The sequence below is a fragment of the Streptomyces sp. NPDC028928 genome (assembly GCF_055564915.1).
Genome location: NZ_JBVHVI010000001.1, coordinates 577,748 through 591,309, shown reverse-complemented (window position 1 = coordinate 591,309; position 13,562 = coordinate 577,748). Strand labels below are relative to the sequence as shown.

Annotated in this window: 15 protein-coding genes and 2 pseudogenes; 10 read left to right on the top strand and 7 right to left on the bottom strand. The window is 72.5% G+C overall.

From position 1 onward, the window contains the following. Positions 1-181 precede the first annotated feature (181 nt). A complete protein-coding gene (locus tag ACZ4U1_RS02680; protein ID WP_467898738.1) occupies positions 182-580 on the bottom strand; it encodes an ACT domain-containing protein in 399 nt (132 codons plus the stop codon). A gap of 209 nt (positions 581-789) precedes the next feature. On the opposite strand from ACZ4U1_RS02680, the gene ACZ4U1_RS02675 reads away from it, so the two are divergent. From ACZ4U1_RS02675 to ACZ4U1_RS02660, 4 genes are all read left to right on the top strand, one after another. After that, positions 790-1,512, top strand: coding sequence for an FAD binding domain-containing protein (locus ACZ4U1_RS02675; RefSeq protein ID WP_467900042.1), 723 nt, complete (start codon positions 790-792; stop codon positions 1,510-1,512). Between the two features lie 98 nt (positions 1,513-1,610). Further along, positions 1,611-3,053, top strand: coding sequence for an MFS transporter (locus tag ACZ4U1_RS02670; RefSeq protein ID WP_467898735.1), 1,443 nt, complete (start codon positions 1,611-1,613; stop codon positions 3,051-3,053). Between the two features lie 52 nt (positions 3,054-3,105). Next, positions 3,106-3,621, top strand: coding sequence for an AAA family ATPase (locus tag ACZ4U1_RS02665; RefSeq protein ID WP_467898732.1), 516 nt, complete (start codon positions 3,106-3,108; stop codon positions 3,619-3,621). A gap of 201 nt (positions 3,622-3,822) precedes the next feature. Beyond that, positions 3,823-4,692 carry an MBL fold metallo-hydrolase gene (locus ACZ4U1_RS02660; RefSeq protein ID WP_467898730.1) on the top strand — a complete coding sequence of 290 codons (870 nt, stop codon included), beginning with the start codon at positions 3,823-3,825 and terminating at the stop codon, positions 4,690-4,692. Positions 4,693-4,770: 78 nt separating this feature from the next. On the opposite strand, the pseudogene ACZ4U1_RS02655 reads toward ACZ4U1_RS02660, so the two are convergent. After that, positions 4,771-5,274 (bottom strand): annotated as a pseudogene (locus tag ACZ4U1_RS02655) (carbohydrate ABC transporter permease); the annotation flags it as partial. A gap of 108 nt (positions 5,275-5,382) precedes the next feature. Further along, complete coding sequence (locus ACZ4U1_RS02650; protein ID WP_467898728.1) at positions 5,383-5,511, bottom strand: hypothetical protein; 129 nt, start codon at positions 5,509-5,511, stop codon at positions 5,383-5,385. A gap of 317 nt (positions 5,512-5,828) precedes the next feature. On the opposite strand from ACZ4U1_RS02650, the gene ACZ4U1_RS02645 reads away from it, so the two are divergent. The 3 genes from ACZ4U1_RS02645 (at position 5,829) to ACZ4U1_RS02635 (ending at position 6,976) form a co-directional block, all read left to right on the top strand. Continuing rightward, positions 5,829-6,086 carry a DUF6400 family protein gene (locus ACZ4U1_RS02645; protein ID WP_467898726.1) on the top strand — a complete coding sequence of 86 codons (258 nt, stop codon included), beginning with the start codon at positions 5,829-5,831 and terminating at the stop codon, positions 6,084-6,086. Next, a complete protein-coding gene (locus ACZ4U1_RS02640; RefSeq protein WP_467898724.1) occupies positions 6,073-6,321 on the top strand; it encodes a hypothetical protein in 249 nt (82 codons plus the stop codon). Before ACZ4U1_RS02645 ends, ACZ4U1_RS02640 begins: the two co-directional genes overlap by 14 nt. Before the next feature lie 115 nt (positions 6,322-6,436). Then, a complete protein-coding gene (locus ACZ4U1_RS02635) occupies positions 6,437-6,976 on the top strand; it encodes a hypothetical protein (RefSeq protein WP_467898722.1) in 540 nt (179 codons plus the stop codon). Between the two features lie 298 nt (positions 6,977-7,274). On the opposite strand, the gene ACZ4U1_RS02630 is transcribed toward ACZ4U1_RS02635, so the two are convergent. Both ACZ4U1_RS02630 and ACZ4U1_RS02625 read right to left on the bottom strand, forming a co-directional pair. Beyond that, on the bottom strand, positions 7,275-7,850 hold the full coding sequence (locus tag ACZ4U1_RS02630; protein ID WP_467898720.1) for a Dps family protein: 576 nt from the start codon (positions 7,848-7,850) through the stop codon (positions 7,275-7,277). Between the two features lie 115 nt (positions 7,851-7,965). Further along, positions 7,966-8,409 (bottom strand): SsgA family sporulation/cell division regulator, encoded by a 444-nt coding sequence (locus ACZ4U1_RS02625; RefSeq protein WP_467898717.1) that lies wholly within the window; start codon positions 8,407-8,409, stop codon positions 7,966-7,968. 232 nt (positions 8,410-8,641) lie between these two features. On the opposite strand from ACZ4U1_RS02625, the gene ACZ4U1_RS02620 reads away from it, so the two are divergent. Together ACZ4U1_RS02620 and ACZ4U1_RS02615 are read left to right on the top strand one after the other, a co-directional pair. Then, positions 8,642-9,631, top strand: coding sequence for a pirin family protein (locus ACZ4U1_RS02620; RefSeq protein ID WP_467898716.1), 990 nt, complete (start codon positions 8,642-8,644; stop codon positions 9,629-9,631). Between the two features lie 20 nt (positions 9,632-9,651). Then, on the top strand, positions 9,652-9,990 hold the full coding sequence (locus ACZ4U1_RS02615; RefSeq protein WP_467898714.1) for a GNAT family N-acetyltransferase: 339 nt from the start codon (positions 9,652-9,654) through the stop codon (positions 9,988-9,990). A gap of 368 nt (positions 9,991-10,358) precedes the next feature. Here ACZ4U1_RS02615 and ACZ4U1_RS02610 read toward each other — a convergent pair whose 3' ends face one another. Both ACZ4U1_RS02610 and ACZ4U1_RS02605 read right to left on the bottom strand, forming a co-directional pair. Further along, the gene (locus ACZ4U1_RS02610) at positions 10,359-11,096 is read right to left on the bottom strand and encodes a YoaK family protein (protein ID WP_467900041.1); all 738 of its coding nucleotides are present in this window, start codon (positions 11,094-11,096) and stop codon (positions 10,359-10,361) included. A 308-nt stretch (positions 11,097-11,404) separates the two neighbouring features. Continuing rightward, positions 11,405-11,985, bottom strand: a pseudogene (locus tag ACZ4U1_RS02605) (hydrolase). Between the two features lie 590 nt (positions 11,986-12,575). Between ACZ4U1_RS02605 and ACZ4U1_RS02600 the strand changes: the two are divergent. Beyond that, the gene (locus tag ACZ4U1_RS02600; RefSeq protein ID WP_467898711.1) at positions 12,576-13,547 is read left to right on the top strand and encodes an alpha/beta hydrolase; all 972 of its coding nucleotides are present in this window, start codon (positions 12,576-12,578) and stop codon (positions 13,545-13,547) included. The last annotated feature ends 15 nt before the right edge of the window (positions 13,548-13,562 follow it).

Below are 13,562 nucleotides of genomic sequence, written 5' to 3'. Positions count from 1 at the left end.
GGGAAAAGAAGAACGGGAAAAGCCCCGCCAACGCCCCCGCTGGTCTCGGCGGTGGGCGAAGGCTGGGGTGGTCGGGGGGTTCCTCCTGGACCGGCCGCCCCGCCAGGACCTTTTCACGTCCGGGGCCGGAAGCCACCCGGGGCCGGAAGCCGGGCCGGGACCGGCCTGGCGCCAGGACCGCTCAGCGGGCGGTGTCCGCCAGGCGCCCCAGGGTCTCCACCGCCCGCTCGGCCTGGTCGTAGGGCACGAAGAGGTGGTCGTGGTGGAAGCCGGCGACGACATTGCAGCTCAGGCCCGCGTCGGCCAGGGCGCGGGCGACGGCGGCGGTCAGGCCGACCGCGTCGAGCGCGGAGTGGACGCGCAGGGTGATCCACGCGGCGACGTAGTCGTACGCCATCCCGGCCGCGTCCGCGTCCGCCTGCGACACCACGAGGGTGAGGCCCTCCTGCTCGGCGACCGTGACCACCGGGGAGACACCGGAGGGTACGCCGCCCTCGGCCATGGTGAAGACATAGCGGCCCGGGTTCAATTCCGGTCGCATCTCGCTGAGCAGGGTGCGCAGATCAGTTTCGCCCGTCACATGTCCCACCCTAAGGGCCGCGCGGGAGGGCTGCCCGGCAGGGAGCAGCCGGTCCCCGCCCGGGCGCGCGTGGTGTGCTCGTGTGAGCCCTGGATGCGCCCCCTGCCGCGCGACAAGACTGCGCTGTCGGCGGACGGATGGCCGACTTCGTTCGCCCGACGTTCGAGCAGTTCGAGCAGTTCGAGCACCAGAAAGGCAGGGGGACCGCTGTGCTGTTGCGTCTGCCCACGTCCGTGACGGAAGCCCGGGAATGCCTGGCGGAGGGGGCCGTGCCGATAGGCGGGGCGACGCTCGTGTGGGCGACCTGGCAGCGGGACGGGTTTCCCGACCTGGCGATGTCGCTCCGCGAGCTGCCGGAGGCCAACGTGATCGGGCGGGACACCCTGGGCGGCGCCGTGGTCCTGCACCGGATCGACGCCCAGGTGCCCGACGTCCTGCGGCTGGCCGCCGCCACCGTCGGCACCGGTGCCGTACGCCGGACGGCGACCGTCGGCGGCAACGTGGTCGGCAGTACGCTGCGCTGTCTGCTGCCCGCCGCACTCGTCCTGGACGCCCGGGCGACGGTGCTGGAACCCGAGGGCGTCCGCGAGGCCGACCTGGCCGAGGTGGTCGCCAAGCGCCCCGTCCTGCTCAGCCTGCGCTGGCGGCCGCCGACCGCCTCGGCGTACCGCAAGATGCCCGGCGAGGCCGGCGGAGCGCCGCCCCTCGTCGTCGCCTCGGCCCTGCACGCCGAGCACGGGGCACCCGACCGCGTCCGGGTCGCCGTACGGGACGGCTACGACGTCCTCAGCGGCACCACCCGCCGCGCGACCGACGCCGAGGCGACCCTCGGCGCGCTGCGCGGCACGGCCCTCGGCGATGTGCCCGCCGCCGCGTGGGAGGCCGTACGAGCGCAGGTCGCCGGCCTTCTGGAGGGCCGCGGATCCGGCTGACGGGGCGGCTGTTTGCCGTCTCCGCAAAGAAGTTGGCCGACCGGCGTCACCCTGCCCGAGCCTGGCCCGGTACGACCCGTGTACCGGAGAGGCGGACGATGACCGTGACGACGACTTCCCCTGTTCAACCCCCGGCGCTGAGCAGACGCGGACGCTGGACCGTGCTCGCCGTCTGCTGCCTGAGCATGTTCCTGGTCGGCCTGGACACCACCATCGTCAACGTCGGCCTGCCGGCCATCGGGCACGGCCTGGACGTGGGGACACGCGGCCTGGAGTGGACCGTGGACGCGTACACCGTCGTCCTGGCCGGGCTGCTGATCTCCTCCGGCGCGCTGGCGGACCGCTTCGGGCGGCGGCGTGTGTTCCAGTGGGGGCTGACCGTCTTCGGCCTGGCCTCGCTGGCCTGCGCGCTGGCCCCGTCGGTGGGCGCACTGGTCGCGGCCCGCGCCGTGCAGGGCGTCGGCGCCTCGATGCTCAGTCCCGTGGCCCTCGCCATCGTGGTGAACGCCATGCCCGATCCCCGCGAGCGGGCCCAGGCGATCGGCGTCTGGGCCTCGGTGTTCGGGCTCAGCATGGCGGCCGGCCCGGTCACCGGCGGCGCCCTCGTCGCGGCGCTCGGCTGGCGGTCGCTGTTCTGGATCAACGCGCCGGTCATCGTGGCCGCCCTCGTGCTCAGCGCGGTGTTCGTGCCCGAGTCCCGGGCCGGGAAGGCGCGGCGGCTCGACGTTCCGGGGCAGCTCCTGCTGACCGTGACGATCGGGGTCTGGGTCGGCGTCCTCATCGAGGGACCCCGCATCGGCTGGACCTCGCCGGTGGCGCTGGCCGCCTGTACGGTCGCCACCGCGGCCACGGCGGGATTCGTGTGGCTGGAGTGCCGCCGGGACGAACCGCTCATCGACCCCAGGCTGTTTCGCGCCCCGGGGTTCAGCGGTGCCGTCCTCGGTGCCGTGGCCGTGTTCGTCGCCCTGAACGCGGCGCTTCTCCTGAACACCCTCTACCTGCAGCACGCCCGCGGATTCACCCCGCTGGCCGCGGGAACGGCGACCCTGCCCATGGCGCTCGGGGCGACCGTCTGCGCCCCGTGGTCCGGCCGTCTGGTCGGCCGGAGCGGCCCGCGGCTGCCGCTGTGCCTGGCGGGCGGCTTCCTCACCGCCGGCGGACTCTGCCTGGCCGGCCTGGACCAGGACACGAGCGTCGTCCTCCTGCTGGTCGCCTACCTGCTCATCGGCATCGGGTTCGGCTTCGCCAACGCGCCGCTCACCCACACCGCTGTCAGCGGGCTGCCGCCCGCCCGGGCCGGCGTGGCGGGCGCGATCACGTCCACCGCACGACAGATCGGCGCCGCCCTCGGCATCGCCCTCGCCGGCGGCCTGGTCGCGGACACCGGCCCGGCGGGACTCGCCCATGCCTCCCGTCCGGGCTGGCTCCTGGTCGCCGCCTGCGGACTCGTCGTCCTCCTCGTCGCCCGCGCCGCACGGCCCAAGCCCCGGGCGCGGAACGAGATGCCCGGTACGGCGCCGGAGGTGGCGCGGGCCCGCTGAGCACCCCGCGGGCGGTCGCCGGGCTGCCCGGCGGCGTGCCATCGTGGCCGACATGACCGGTGTGACGCGTACGGCGGGTACGGGTGGTTCGGCGGGTAGGTCGGGTTCGTCGGCAGACCCGGACCTGGCGGTGCTGGTCGGGCTGCAGGCCGCCGGGAAGTCCACCTTCTACGCGCAGCGCCTGGCCGACCGGTACGAGCTGGTCAGCAAGGACCTGTTCCCGCGTGGCGCCCGGAACAAGCAGGTCCGGCAGATGCGGCTGGTCGCGGAGCACCTGGCGGCCGGCCGGCCCGTGGCCGTGGACAACACGAACCCCTCGCCGCAGGAGTGGGGGCCGCTGGTGGAGGCGGCCCACGCCCATGGCGCGACCGCCACGGCCTACTGGTTCCCGCCTGACGTCACGGGCTCCCTGCGGCGCAACGCCGCGCGCGAGGGCCGCGACCGGGTCCCCGACGTCGGCGTCCTGGCCACGCTGAAGCGGCTGCGCAGGCCGTCGTCGGCGGACGGGTTCGACGCGGTGCACGAGGTGCGGTTCGACGGGCGGGGCGGCTTCGAGGTACGGCCCTGACCCACGGCCCTGACCCACGGACCGACCCGCCATCCCGATTGTCGGGATTATTCTGTTTGCCCCTTTCCTGGAATCGCGCGCCGAGAGCGCCACGGAACCGGAAACACAAGGTCAGCAGGGCCTACCGATTCGACGGCCGACGGGATACCCCTGGAAGGGCGGTCTCCGCCGAGGCCGCTTCCCCCTGGAAGGAGCCCAGCCGTGGACGGATGGTACGTGGACGACCGCTGCACCAACTGCGATGTGGCCCGGCAGTTCGCACCCGGGCTGATCGGCGAGGCCGACGGGAAGTCGCGGATCCTGCGCCCGCCGGCCGACGAGGCGGAGAACCGGCGCTTACACGCCGCGGTCTTCGCCTGCCCCACCCGCTCGATCCGCCCCGTGACCGGCCGGGCGGACCAGTCGCTGGACCCGTTCCCGCTCGCCCTCGACGACGGCGTACTGATCTGCGGGCACAACTCGCCCCACACCGCGGGCGCCAACTCCTACCTGCTCCGGCGGCCCTCCGGCACCAGCATGATGATCGACACCCCGCGCTGGAGCCGTGCACTGGCCGAGCGCTACACGGCCTTCGGCCCCGTCACCGATGTACTGCTGACCCACCGCGACCACGCGGCACACGGCCGCCGCTACGCCGACCACTTCGGTGCCCGGCTGTGGATCCACGAGGGCGACCTGGACGCCGCCCCCGACGCCGACCAGGTGATCCGCGGACTCGACCCGCTGGAGATCGCCGAAGGCGTCACCGTCCACCCCCTCCCGGGCCACACCCGGGGCAGCGTCCTCTACCTCGCCGACGACCGGTACTGCTTCACCGGCGACAGCTTCTACTGGTCCCGTACGACCGGTGATCTGGAAGTCGCCGAGAGCGTGACCTGGTACTCCATCGAGGAGCTGGCCGCGTCCCTGGCCAGGACGGCGGGACGGCTGCGCTTCGAGTGGGTCCTGCCGGGCCACGGAGACCGGCGCCGTCTGCCGGCCGACGAGATGGCCCGGCGCCTGCACGACCTGACGGCACGCACGCGCCTGCTGCACCCGCGCCCGATCGACTTCACGGCCGTCCGCTGGTGACGGCGGGCCGGCCTGCCGAAGTGCACGAGGAGAGGGGGCAGGGGTGACCGACGGGGGAGAGCCGCGAGGCACGTGATCCCCGGCTCCGGTACCCACTGACACATGGCGCTGGGAGAGGACGAGCAGCGCGGACGCGGGGAGGGGTGCCAGGACCGCGTTGGCCATGACGGCGTTCCACTGGTTCGTGTGGGCGCCGATGTACTCGTAGATGCCGACGGTGACCGGCCGGATTGTGTCCGTGGTGTTCAGGGTGAGGGCGAAGAGGAAGTCGCTCCAGGAGAAGAGGAAGGCGAAGAGGCCCGCGGTGATCAGCGCGTTGCGGCTCACCGGGAGCACCACGGACCACAGGACGCGCAGCCTCCCGGCGCCGTCCACGCGGGCGGCTTCGACGAGGTAGGAGTTCAGCGGCCCGAGGTCGGTGTAGGCGCTGTACAGCGCGTTGGCCACGACGATGCCCGGCACCATCTGGGTGACCAGGACGCCGAACGGCACGAGCGTGGTGCCCCGGAAGCGGAACTGGGCCAGCGCGTAGGCCGCCGGCGCGGCGAGGGCGAGGCTCAGCACCACGCTTCCGAGGGCCACGACACGAGGGTGAACAGCCGGTCACGTGCGGGCGGGCGTTTCACGGAGGTGGACAAGGGCGAAGGTGAGCAAGACGAGGATAAGGACGTTGCCCAGGGCGGCGCCGCGTCAGAAGTCGTCGTCCTGCTCGATGCGGGCGACCCCTCTGCTCAGCAGCTTCACCACCACGTGGTCGTCGTTGTCGCTGCCCGCGATGAGCCGCCGGGTGCGCAGGGCCCGCAGCGGATCGCCGTCCACGGTGACCGCCTGCAGCGGGCCCAGCAGCGACGCGCGTATCGTGCCGCACTCGACCTAGTACGCCCGCCGCCGGTGGGTGGGGACCGTCTTCGTGGTGTACAGGGCCCCGTGGTGTCGGTTTCCGGTGACGATGACTGCGGCGACATGATCTCCACCCTTCGACAGGCGCGTTTTCCAGACACACCGTGCCAGCGCGGCCGGCTCACCACATCACGTGAATCCGTGAGACCAGGAGTACGGGCAGCCGGACGTCGGCCTGGTGTGAGGTGCCCCACGGACCCTTGGCCTGGCCGAAAAACGTACCTAAGTTCGGTCATATGTCCAGCCAAGACGCCGCACGTCCCGCCGAGCCGCTCGACTTCGCCGTGGATCTCACCGGCCATGAGATGACCCGGCGCGCCCACGTGATGGAAGCGCTCGGCGCCGACTGGGACCCCGTCGAGGCGATGCGCGGCGAGGAGGAGGCGTACGACCTGCTGTACTCGGGTCTCGACGAGGAACAGCAGCGGATCTACGACACCCTCGTGGCGGCCGGTGTCCTCCCGCGGCGCGGGAGCGGCCGTGCTGCCCCTTGATCCCCAGGCGGACATCGGGCGCCGTGCCTGGGTGACCTGCCCGCACTGCGAGGACCACCGGGACTGCCCCACCTGCCGGGAGGGCCGCAGGTGCCGGGACCACTGGCGCTACCTCCTCGCCAACACCGGCAGCCTCCTCCACCTCCAATGCCCCTCGTGCACCCACATCTGGGACCACGAGACGGGCTTCGGCGCCACGCGCACCGCCTGGACCCGCCGGACCAGCGGCCTGTGACACACGGCGTGCGCGACGCCGGGCCCGTACCTCCCGGTGGGCCGCGCGCGTGCGCCGGGGCCGACGTGCCGGTGCGGTGATTGCCTCGGTGCGCGAGACCGGCCACCGTGGACCGGTGATTCTCGTTCCGGGCTGGATGTGGCAGCGGGGGCCGGTGAGCCGGGGTGTGAGCGCGGGTCTCGCCGCCGGTGTCTTCTGCGGCGCCTTCGTCCTCCTTGAGTCCGGGGCATGGCTGGGCGCCGCCGTCGTCTTCGTCGTCATGAGCCTGTTCCCAGGGATCCGGGTGGCGCGCCGCATGAACCGTCTCTGGCCCGAGGCCCGGGCCATGAGCGGCGCCGACCGGGCGGCCGTGGTCCGCGCCACCCGGCGCGGCGAGGCCGTCGACGACGCCCGGCTGGCACCCTCGGTCGTCGGGTACGCCGCCGCGCTGCACAGGGCCGCGGAGGAGGAACGGCTGCCCCGCTGGGTCGTCCTGCTCGTCACCGCGCTCGTGCTGGCCCTCGCCGTGCTCGACACCCTGACCGGTTCCACCGGCGAACTCATCGCCTCGTGGCTGGTGGTCGCACTCGTCGTGACCGAGCTGATGTGGGGGCCCCGCCTACGCCGCCATCTGCTGGCCCGGGCCGACCGGGCGGCGGCGTCGGCCCGTCCGTGACCCGGCCGGCGCGGTTCGCGCACGTGGCCGAGGTGGCCGACGGCCGTGGGGGTCCTTCCCGCGGACCGGTGTCTCGGCGACGGCCCGGGCCGGTACCGCGTGCACCGGCGTGCTTCGAGGGGCGCGGAGGAGCCGGGGAGCGGGAGACCGGCCGTTGCGAGGGGGCGGCCGATCGGCCCGCGCCGGCCGGCGGACAGCAGCACCTCGCCCACCATGCGCACACGCACCCGGCGGGATCGCGGTCGTGCGCTCACGGGCGCCCCCGCCGGTTCCGCCGTCGGCCGGCGCCCGGCCGGGCTCAGGAGCGGACGAGCGGGGTGTCCACCAGGTGTTCGGCCAGGAACCAGGCCTGGAGTTCGCCGGTGCGGATGATCTGCGAGACCAGCAGGTCGTTGGTGCCGTCGTCGCCCAGCTCGGCGACCCGTGCGGCCGCGTCATGGGCGTCGGCCAGGATGGTCTCGTGGGCCTCCAGCAGCCGGGAGAGCATCGCCGGGACCTCCTCGACACCGTCCGGCGGGCGCGGAATCGAGGTGATCTCGGCGACGTGCCGGGTGTCGCCCACCGCGACGCCGCCCAGGGTCTGGACGCGCTCGGCGAGGGTGTCCACGAGTTCCAGCTGGTCGCCGGCGTGCTTGTCCAGCAGCAGGTGCAGCTGGTAGAAGGTCGCGCCCCGCATGATCCAGTGGTGCTTCTTGTAGAGGCCGTAGAGGATCTGGGTGTCCGCGAGCACCTTGTTCAGGCGCTGGGCGGAGTACATGCGTGCCTCGTAGGACAGGGCGAGCGGGAACTGCTTGACGGTTCCGAACTCCTGGATGACCTCGCCCTTCTGGTGCAGCCACGGCTGGCTGCTCGGGTGCGTGGTGCCGGTGGTCATGTCGGTGCCTCCTGCGGATGGCGTGCTGTGCGTACGCCGTCGACGCTAGGGGCTGAACCACCGGGCACATTGCCCAGGAGCGCATGCGTCGGTGCTTGTCAGCGCACCGGCCGGGTCATTCGCTGCCGGCCATGAGCTGCTCCACGACGCGGTCCACGTCGATGTGGCGGTGCTCGGTGCCCGGCGGCACCATCGCGTGGGTGCGGCGCAGGAAGGCCGTGACGGCGGAGCCGGCGATCTCCAGGAGCGCGGCCCCCGTGTGTGTCCGGAGCAGGACGCGGACCGTGGCCGGATTCCGCCGGCGGTCCGGGAACACCACGACGTCTCCGGTCCCGGTGGGCCGGGTCAGCCCCTGGGCGAGGAGCGACCGGGCGAAGACCCAGTCGACGGAGCGGGCGGAGGGGGCGCCGAGGGACAGGCACACGGCGTAGGGATCGGCCGCCGTGTACCGGAGTTCGGCGGTGAGGGGCACCGGCGGTTCGTCGGCGACGGCGACGCGGACGCTCGTCGTGCATACGATCGGATCTTGGTCCGTGGTCTCGGCGGGATCGTGTCTCATGCGGGCCCCCTGTGGGCGACGGTTGCGGTTCGGTTCGTCGGCCCGTGCTCCGACGGGCCCGAGGTGGTGACGACCCTACGGCGGGCCTGGGGGGCGCCTTGCCGACGAGCGCACGGGTTGTTGTCCGAAGAGGAATCGCCATGGCGTCCGGTCCTGTCCGGGCGCATGATGGTTGAATATAGAACAATTACTGGGCGGAGAGAACCATGACTGGGTGGAGAGGTGGCCCCCGATGAGCAATGTCGAAACCGAGCCCGTCGAAGTGCGGTGCGGCACTGCGGTGGACGACGCACCGGCGGACCGGACGCCCCGGGTCGAGCTGCTGACCCCGCGGGATGTGCCCCTGGGCGGCCCCCGCGCGATGACCGTACGGCGCACGCTGCCGCAGCGGGCCCGGACCCTGATCGGCGCCTGGTGCTTCGCCGACCACTACGGCCCCGACGACGTCTCCCGGACCGGAGGCATGGACGTCGCCCCGCATCCCCACACCGGTCTGCAGACCGTGAGCTGGCTCTTCAGCGGGGAGATCGAGCACCGCGACAGCCTCGGCAGCCACGCCTTCGTACGGCCCGGCGAGCTGAACCTCATGACCGGCGGGTACGGCATCAGCCACTCCGAGGTCTCCACCCCGCGCACCACCGTCCTGCACGGCGTCCAGCTGTGGGTGGCCCTGCCGGAGGAGCACCGGGCCGCCCGCCGGGACTTCCAGCACTACGTTCCCGAGCCCGTGCGGACCGACGGCGCCGAGATCAGCGTTTTCCTAGGGTCCCTCGCCGGGTCCGCCTCCCCGGTGCCGACCTTCACGCCCCTGCTCGGCGCCGAGATCGTCCTCGGTCCGCGCGCGGCCGTCACGCTCGCCCTGGACCCCGGCTTCGAACACGGTCTCCTGGTCGACCAGGGAGCCGTCCGCGTCGCGGACGTCCTCCTGAACCCCGCCGAGCTGGGCTACGTCCACCCGGGCCCCCGCACCCTGACCCTCACGAACGAGTCGGACGGCACCGCGCGGGCGGTACTCCTCGGCGGCACGCCCTTCGAGGAGGAGATCGTCATGTGGTGGAATTTCATCGGCCGCAACCACGAGGACATCGTCAGGGCCCGCGAGGAATGGCAGAACTCTTCCGATCGTTTCGGCGCGGTCGAAGGATATCCGGGAGACCGTCTCCCCGCCCCCGCCCTGCCGAATGCGACCATCACCCCGCGCCGGAATCCACCGCGTCACTGACGCCCTTCGAAAGGCATCCGATGAGCCAGCCTTCCGCTGTTCCCGTGGTCGAGCACGCAGCCGCGAGAAACCGCTACGAAATCCTTGTCGACGGCAAGCGCGCCGGCCTCACCGCCTACCGCGACCGCGGTGTGCAGCGCGTCTTCCACCACACCGAGATCGATGACGCCTTCGCCGGGCAGGGCCTGGCCTCCCGGCTGGTCCAGGAAGCGCTCACCGACGTACGGAACTCCGGGAAGCGGATCGTGCCCGTCTGCCCGTACGTGGCCAAGTTCCTCAAGCGCCACGAGGAGTTCGCCGACCTGGTCGACGACGCGACGCCCGACGTCCTGCAGTGGCTGGACACCCAACTGGCCTGACTCCTCACGCACGGCGCCCGTGCGCCGCTCACACCACGGCATTTCCCGACGACCGGCGCCGGATATGCCCGTCGCCCGGCGCATTCCCGCACACACGCGAACGAGGTGTTGTGCGGAGCGACGGACAGGTGAGGACGAGTGGCCGCTCACCGGGAAAGGCCGGTACGTCCCCGATCCGTATGCCGGGATATCCGGTCGCCGCATTCGTGAGAAGCAGGGTCGCCCACGGCTCGCCGCGCGGCGTGGACCGTACGGCCGCCCGCGAGGTGCCCGGCGCCGGCGGCTGGCCGAGTGCCGGCGCGCGCTGACGCTGCGGTCCGGGGAGAACGTGCCCTCGTGGCGATCGCCGACTGATCGTCGCCCGTTCCTCAGGACGGCGGCCGGGTCCAGGCCGCGCCGGAGGCGGCCGGCCGGTGCGTCACCACGGAGGTGAGCGCCAGGAGCAGCAGGCACAGCATCAGGGTGAGCACGAGGTGGCCGTGCAGGACGAGCCCGGCTCCGGCGAGGGCGCCGAGCAGCATCGCCAGCACCGACAGGATCCGGCGCCCGGGCCTGGGCGCCGCCCCGCCCGCCGGGGCCGAGTCCGCGGCCAGACCGGTGAGGGTCAGCGTCAGCACGGTGGTGGTGAGGTCCGGGACCCCGAGGCGGCGGGCGACCGCGTTCTGCAGCCCCAGGGCGAGCCCCAGACACACGATCAGCGTGTACTCGACCCCGGTGGTGACCCGGCCGCCGGTGACCGCCGTGACGACGACGGCGACAGCGACCAGGGCCGTCTGCACCGCGGTGGCCGTCGTCAGCAACCGCCCGCGGTTCCCGGCGAACCGTGTGCCGAGGCTGCCGCCGGTCAGCGCGCCGAGGAGGAACGCCGCCGGCGCGACGACGGAGGCGAGCGCGGACAGCGTCGCCGCACCGCCCAGCGCGAAGCCGAGGAACACCACGTTGCCGGTCATGTTGGCGACGAAGACGTGCCCCAGCGCCAGACAGCTCACCGCGTCGACCAGACCGGTGACCAGGGTCAGCGTCAGCATCAGCGGAGGCAACGGGCCGTGAGGGTCCCCCTTGGGCGGTGCCAGCGTGCGGAGCGCGTCGGTCAGCAGGCCGCGCAGGGATCTTCCCTTCCGTCGCCGTGGGCGCCCGGTGCGGCACCAGGCGGGTCAGCAGCCCGCTGACCGGGCCGATCACGATCGCGGCGAGCGCGACCGGCACCGGCCACGGGGTGACGCCCAGCGCCGCATGCTGCTGTGCTGGGTGTCGATCAGCCGGCGGCGTGCCCGCCGATGAAGGCCTGCGCGTAACCTTCTGCACTCCGTGGCCGGCGATGAGGAGTCCCGCCACCACCCGGAGGACCAGCAGTCCCGCGTCCATCTCTTCCTGCCTGTTCCTGACTCGTCCTTGCTGCTGTGCTGGGTGTCGATCAGCCGGCGGCGTGCCCGCCGATGAAGGCCTGCGCGTAGACCAGGCCGAGGCCGTAGGCGCCGCCGTGCTCCTTGACGACCTCCGTCCCTGGATCATGCGCTGGACGGCGTGCTCGTGGGCCTGCGGGCTGACGCCGCCGGAGGCGTCGGTGACGACGTAGACCTCGTAGCCCTGGGCGATGGCGGAGAGCACCGGCAGGACGACGCAGACCTCGGTCCACAGACCGGCGATGACCAGCTTCTTACGGCCGGTCGCCTTGACGGCCTCGACGAATGCGGGGTCCTCCCAGGCGTTCCTCGTGGTCCGGTCGATGATCTTCTGGTCCGGGAACACGTCGGCCAGCCGCGGCATGATCGGACCGGAGAAGGACTCGGCGGCCACGGTGCTCAGCACGACCGGCACATCGAATGTCCTGGCGGCCTTGGCCAGACCGACGGTGGAGTTGATGATCGCGGTCCGGTCGCCGCTGCCGGTGCCGAAGAACATCTGCGGCTGGTGGTCCACGAAGAGGACCGCAGAGTTGTCCGGGGTCAGCAGGTCGGGGCTGGGGGACGCGGTGACCTGCGCGATGTCGACCATGAGAGTGCCTTTCCATGAGTAACGGCGCGGACGGGCGTCCGCGTCGGGCAACAGCCGTACGGTGGACGGGGGTTGTGGGTGCTCGTCCCACTCGGAGGACGAATCAGAGGACGAAGCAGGGATCGAAGGGGGATTCGACGGCATCGGACGCCAGACCGCGCCGCACGCGCCACGCCCGGTGCCGCTCCGACTCCGCGACGGCCTCGCCGAGGGACTCCGCCTGGCGCACTCGGACTCGGCGAGCCTCGGACTGGGCGAACGAGGAGCGCGACGACAGAAGCGGACGGCGAGCGGTGAGGCGCGGGAGACCGCCGTCCGACCGAGGGGCGTGCCGCGACCGCTGCCCTTACGCTAGGTCCCGGGAGCGTCGCTGTGTGTCCCGTCCGTGCACTGGCTTTTTCCCGCAGCGCACCGGATCCGGGGCGGGGGGCCGCCGTGCGCTGTGAGGACGTCGGGCGTGCGCTGGCGGGCAACCGCCGGGCGGACGGCGGCCCTACGGTGGCGGTCAGCGGCGCCGGAGTGCCCAGCACAACGATCCGGGTCGTCTGCCGGAACGACCGGCGTCCCCCTACGTAATGCAGGAGTTTCCCATGTCTGATGCCCAGGAGCCGGCGAACCCGGTGCTGGAACCCGCGGCGGCCGAGTTCGCGGCGGCGACCGCCAACCCGCCCTACCTGTTCGACCTGACCCCGGCCGAGGGCCGCAAGGCGGTCGACGAGGTGCAGTCCGGGGAGATCGACAAGCCGGCCGTCGACGAGGAGTGGATCACCGTCCAGGGCGGCCCCACGGGCAGCGCCCGGGCCCGGATCGTCAAGCCCGCCGGTGCCACCGGCACCCTTCCGGTCATCGTCTACATCCACGGTGCCGGCTGGGTGTTCGGCAACGCCCACACCCACGACCGCCTCGTCCGTGAACTCGCCGTCGGTGCGCGGGCCGCCGTCGTCTTCCCCGAGTACGACCTCTCGCCCGAGGCCCGCTACCCCGTCGCCATCGAGCAGAACTTCACCGTCGCCAAGTGGGTGGTGGAGCAGGGGGCGTCCAAGGGACTGGACGGCTCCCGGCTGGCCGTGGCCGGCGACTCGGTCGGCGGGAACATGACCGCCGCCCTGACCCTGATGGCCAAGGAGCGCGGCGGGATCCCGCTGGTGCAGCAGGTGCTGTTCTATCCGGTCACGGACGCGAACTTCGACACGCCGTCCTACCACCAGTTCGCCACCGGCTACTTCCTGCGCCGCGACGGCATGCAGTGGTTCTGGGACCAGTACACCACCGACGAGGCCGAGCGGGCCCAGATCACCGCCTCCCCGCTGCGCGCCACCACCGAGCAGCTCAGGAACCTGCCCCCGGCCCTGGTCATCACCGGCGAAGCAGATGTCCTGCGTGACGAGGGCGAGGCCTACGCCAACAAGCTCCGCGAGGCCGGTGTCCCGGTCACCGCGGTCCGCTTCCAGGGCATCATCCACGACTTCGTGATGCTCAACGCCCTGCGCGGCACCCACGCCGCCGAGGCTGCCATCGCCATGGCCGTCCGCACGCTGCACGCGGCCCTGCACACCGCCTGATCCCGAGGGGAACCA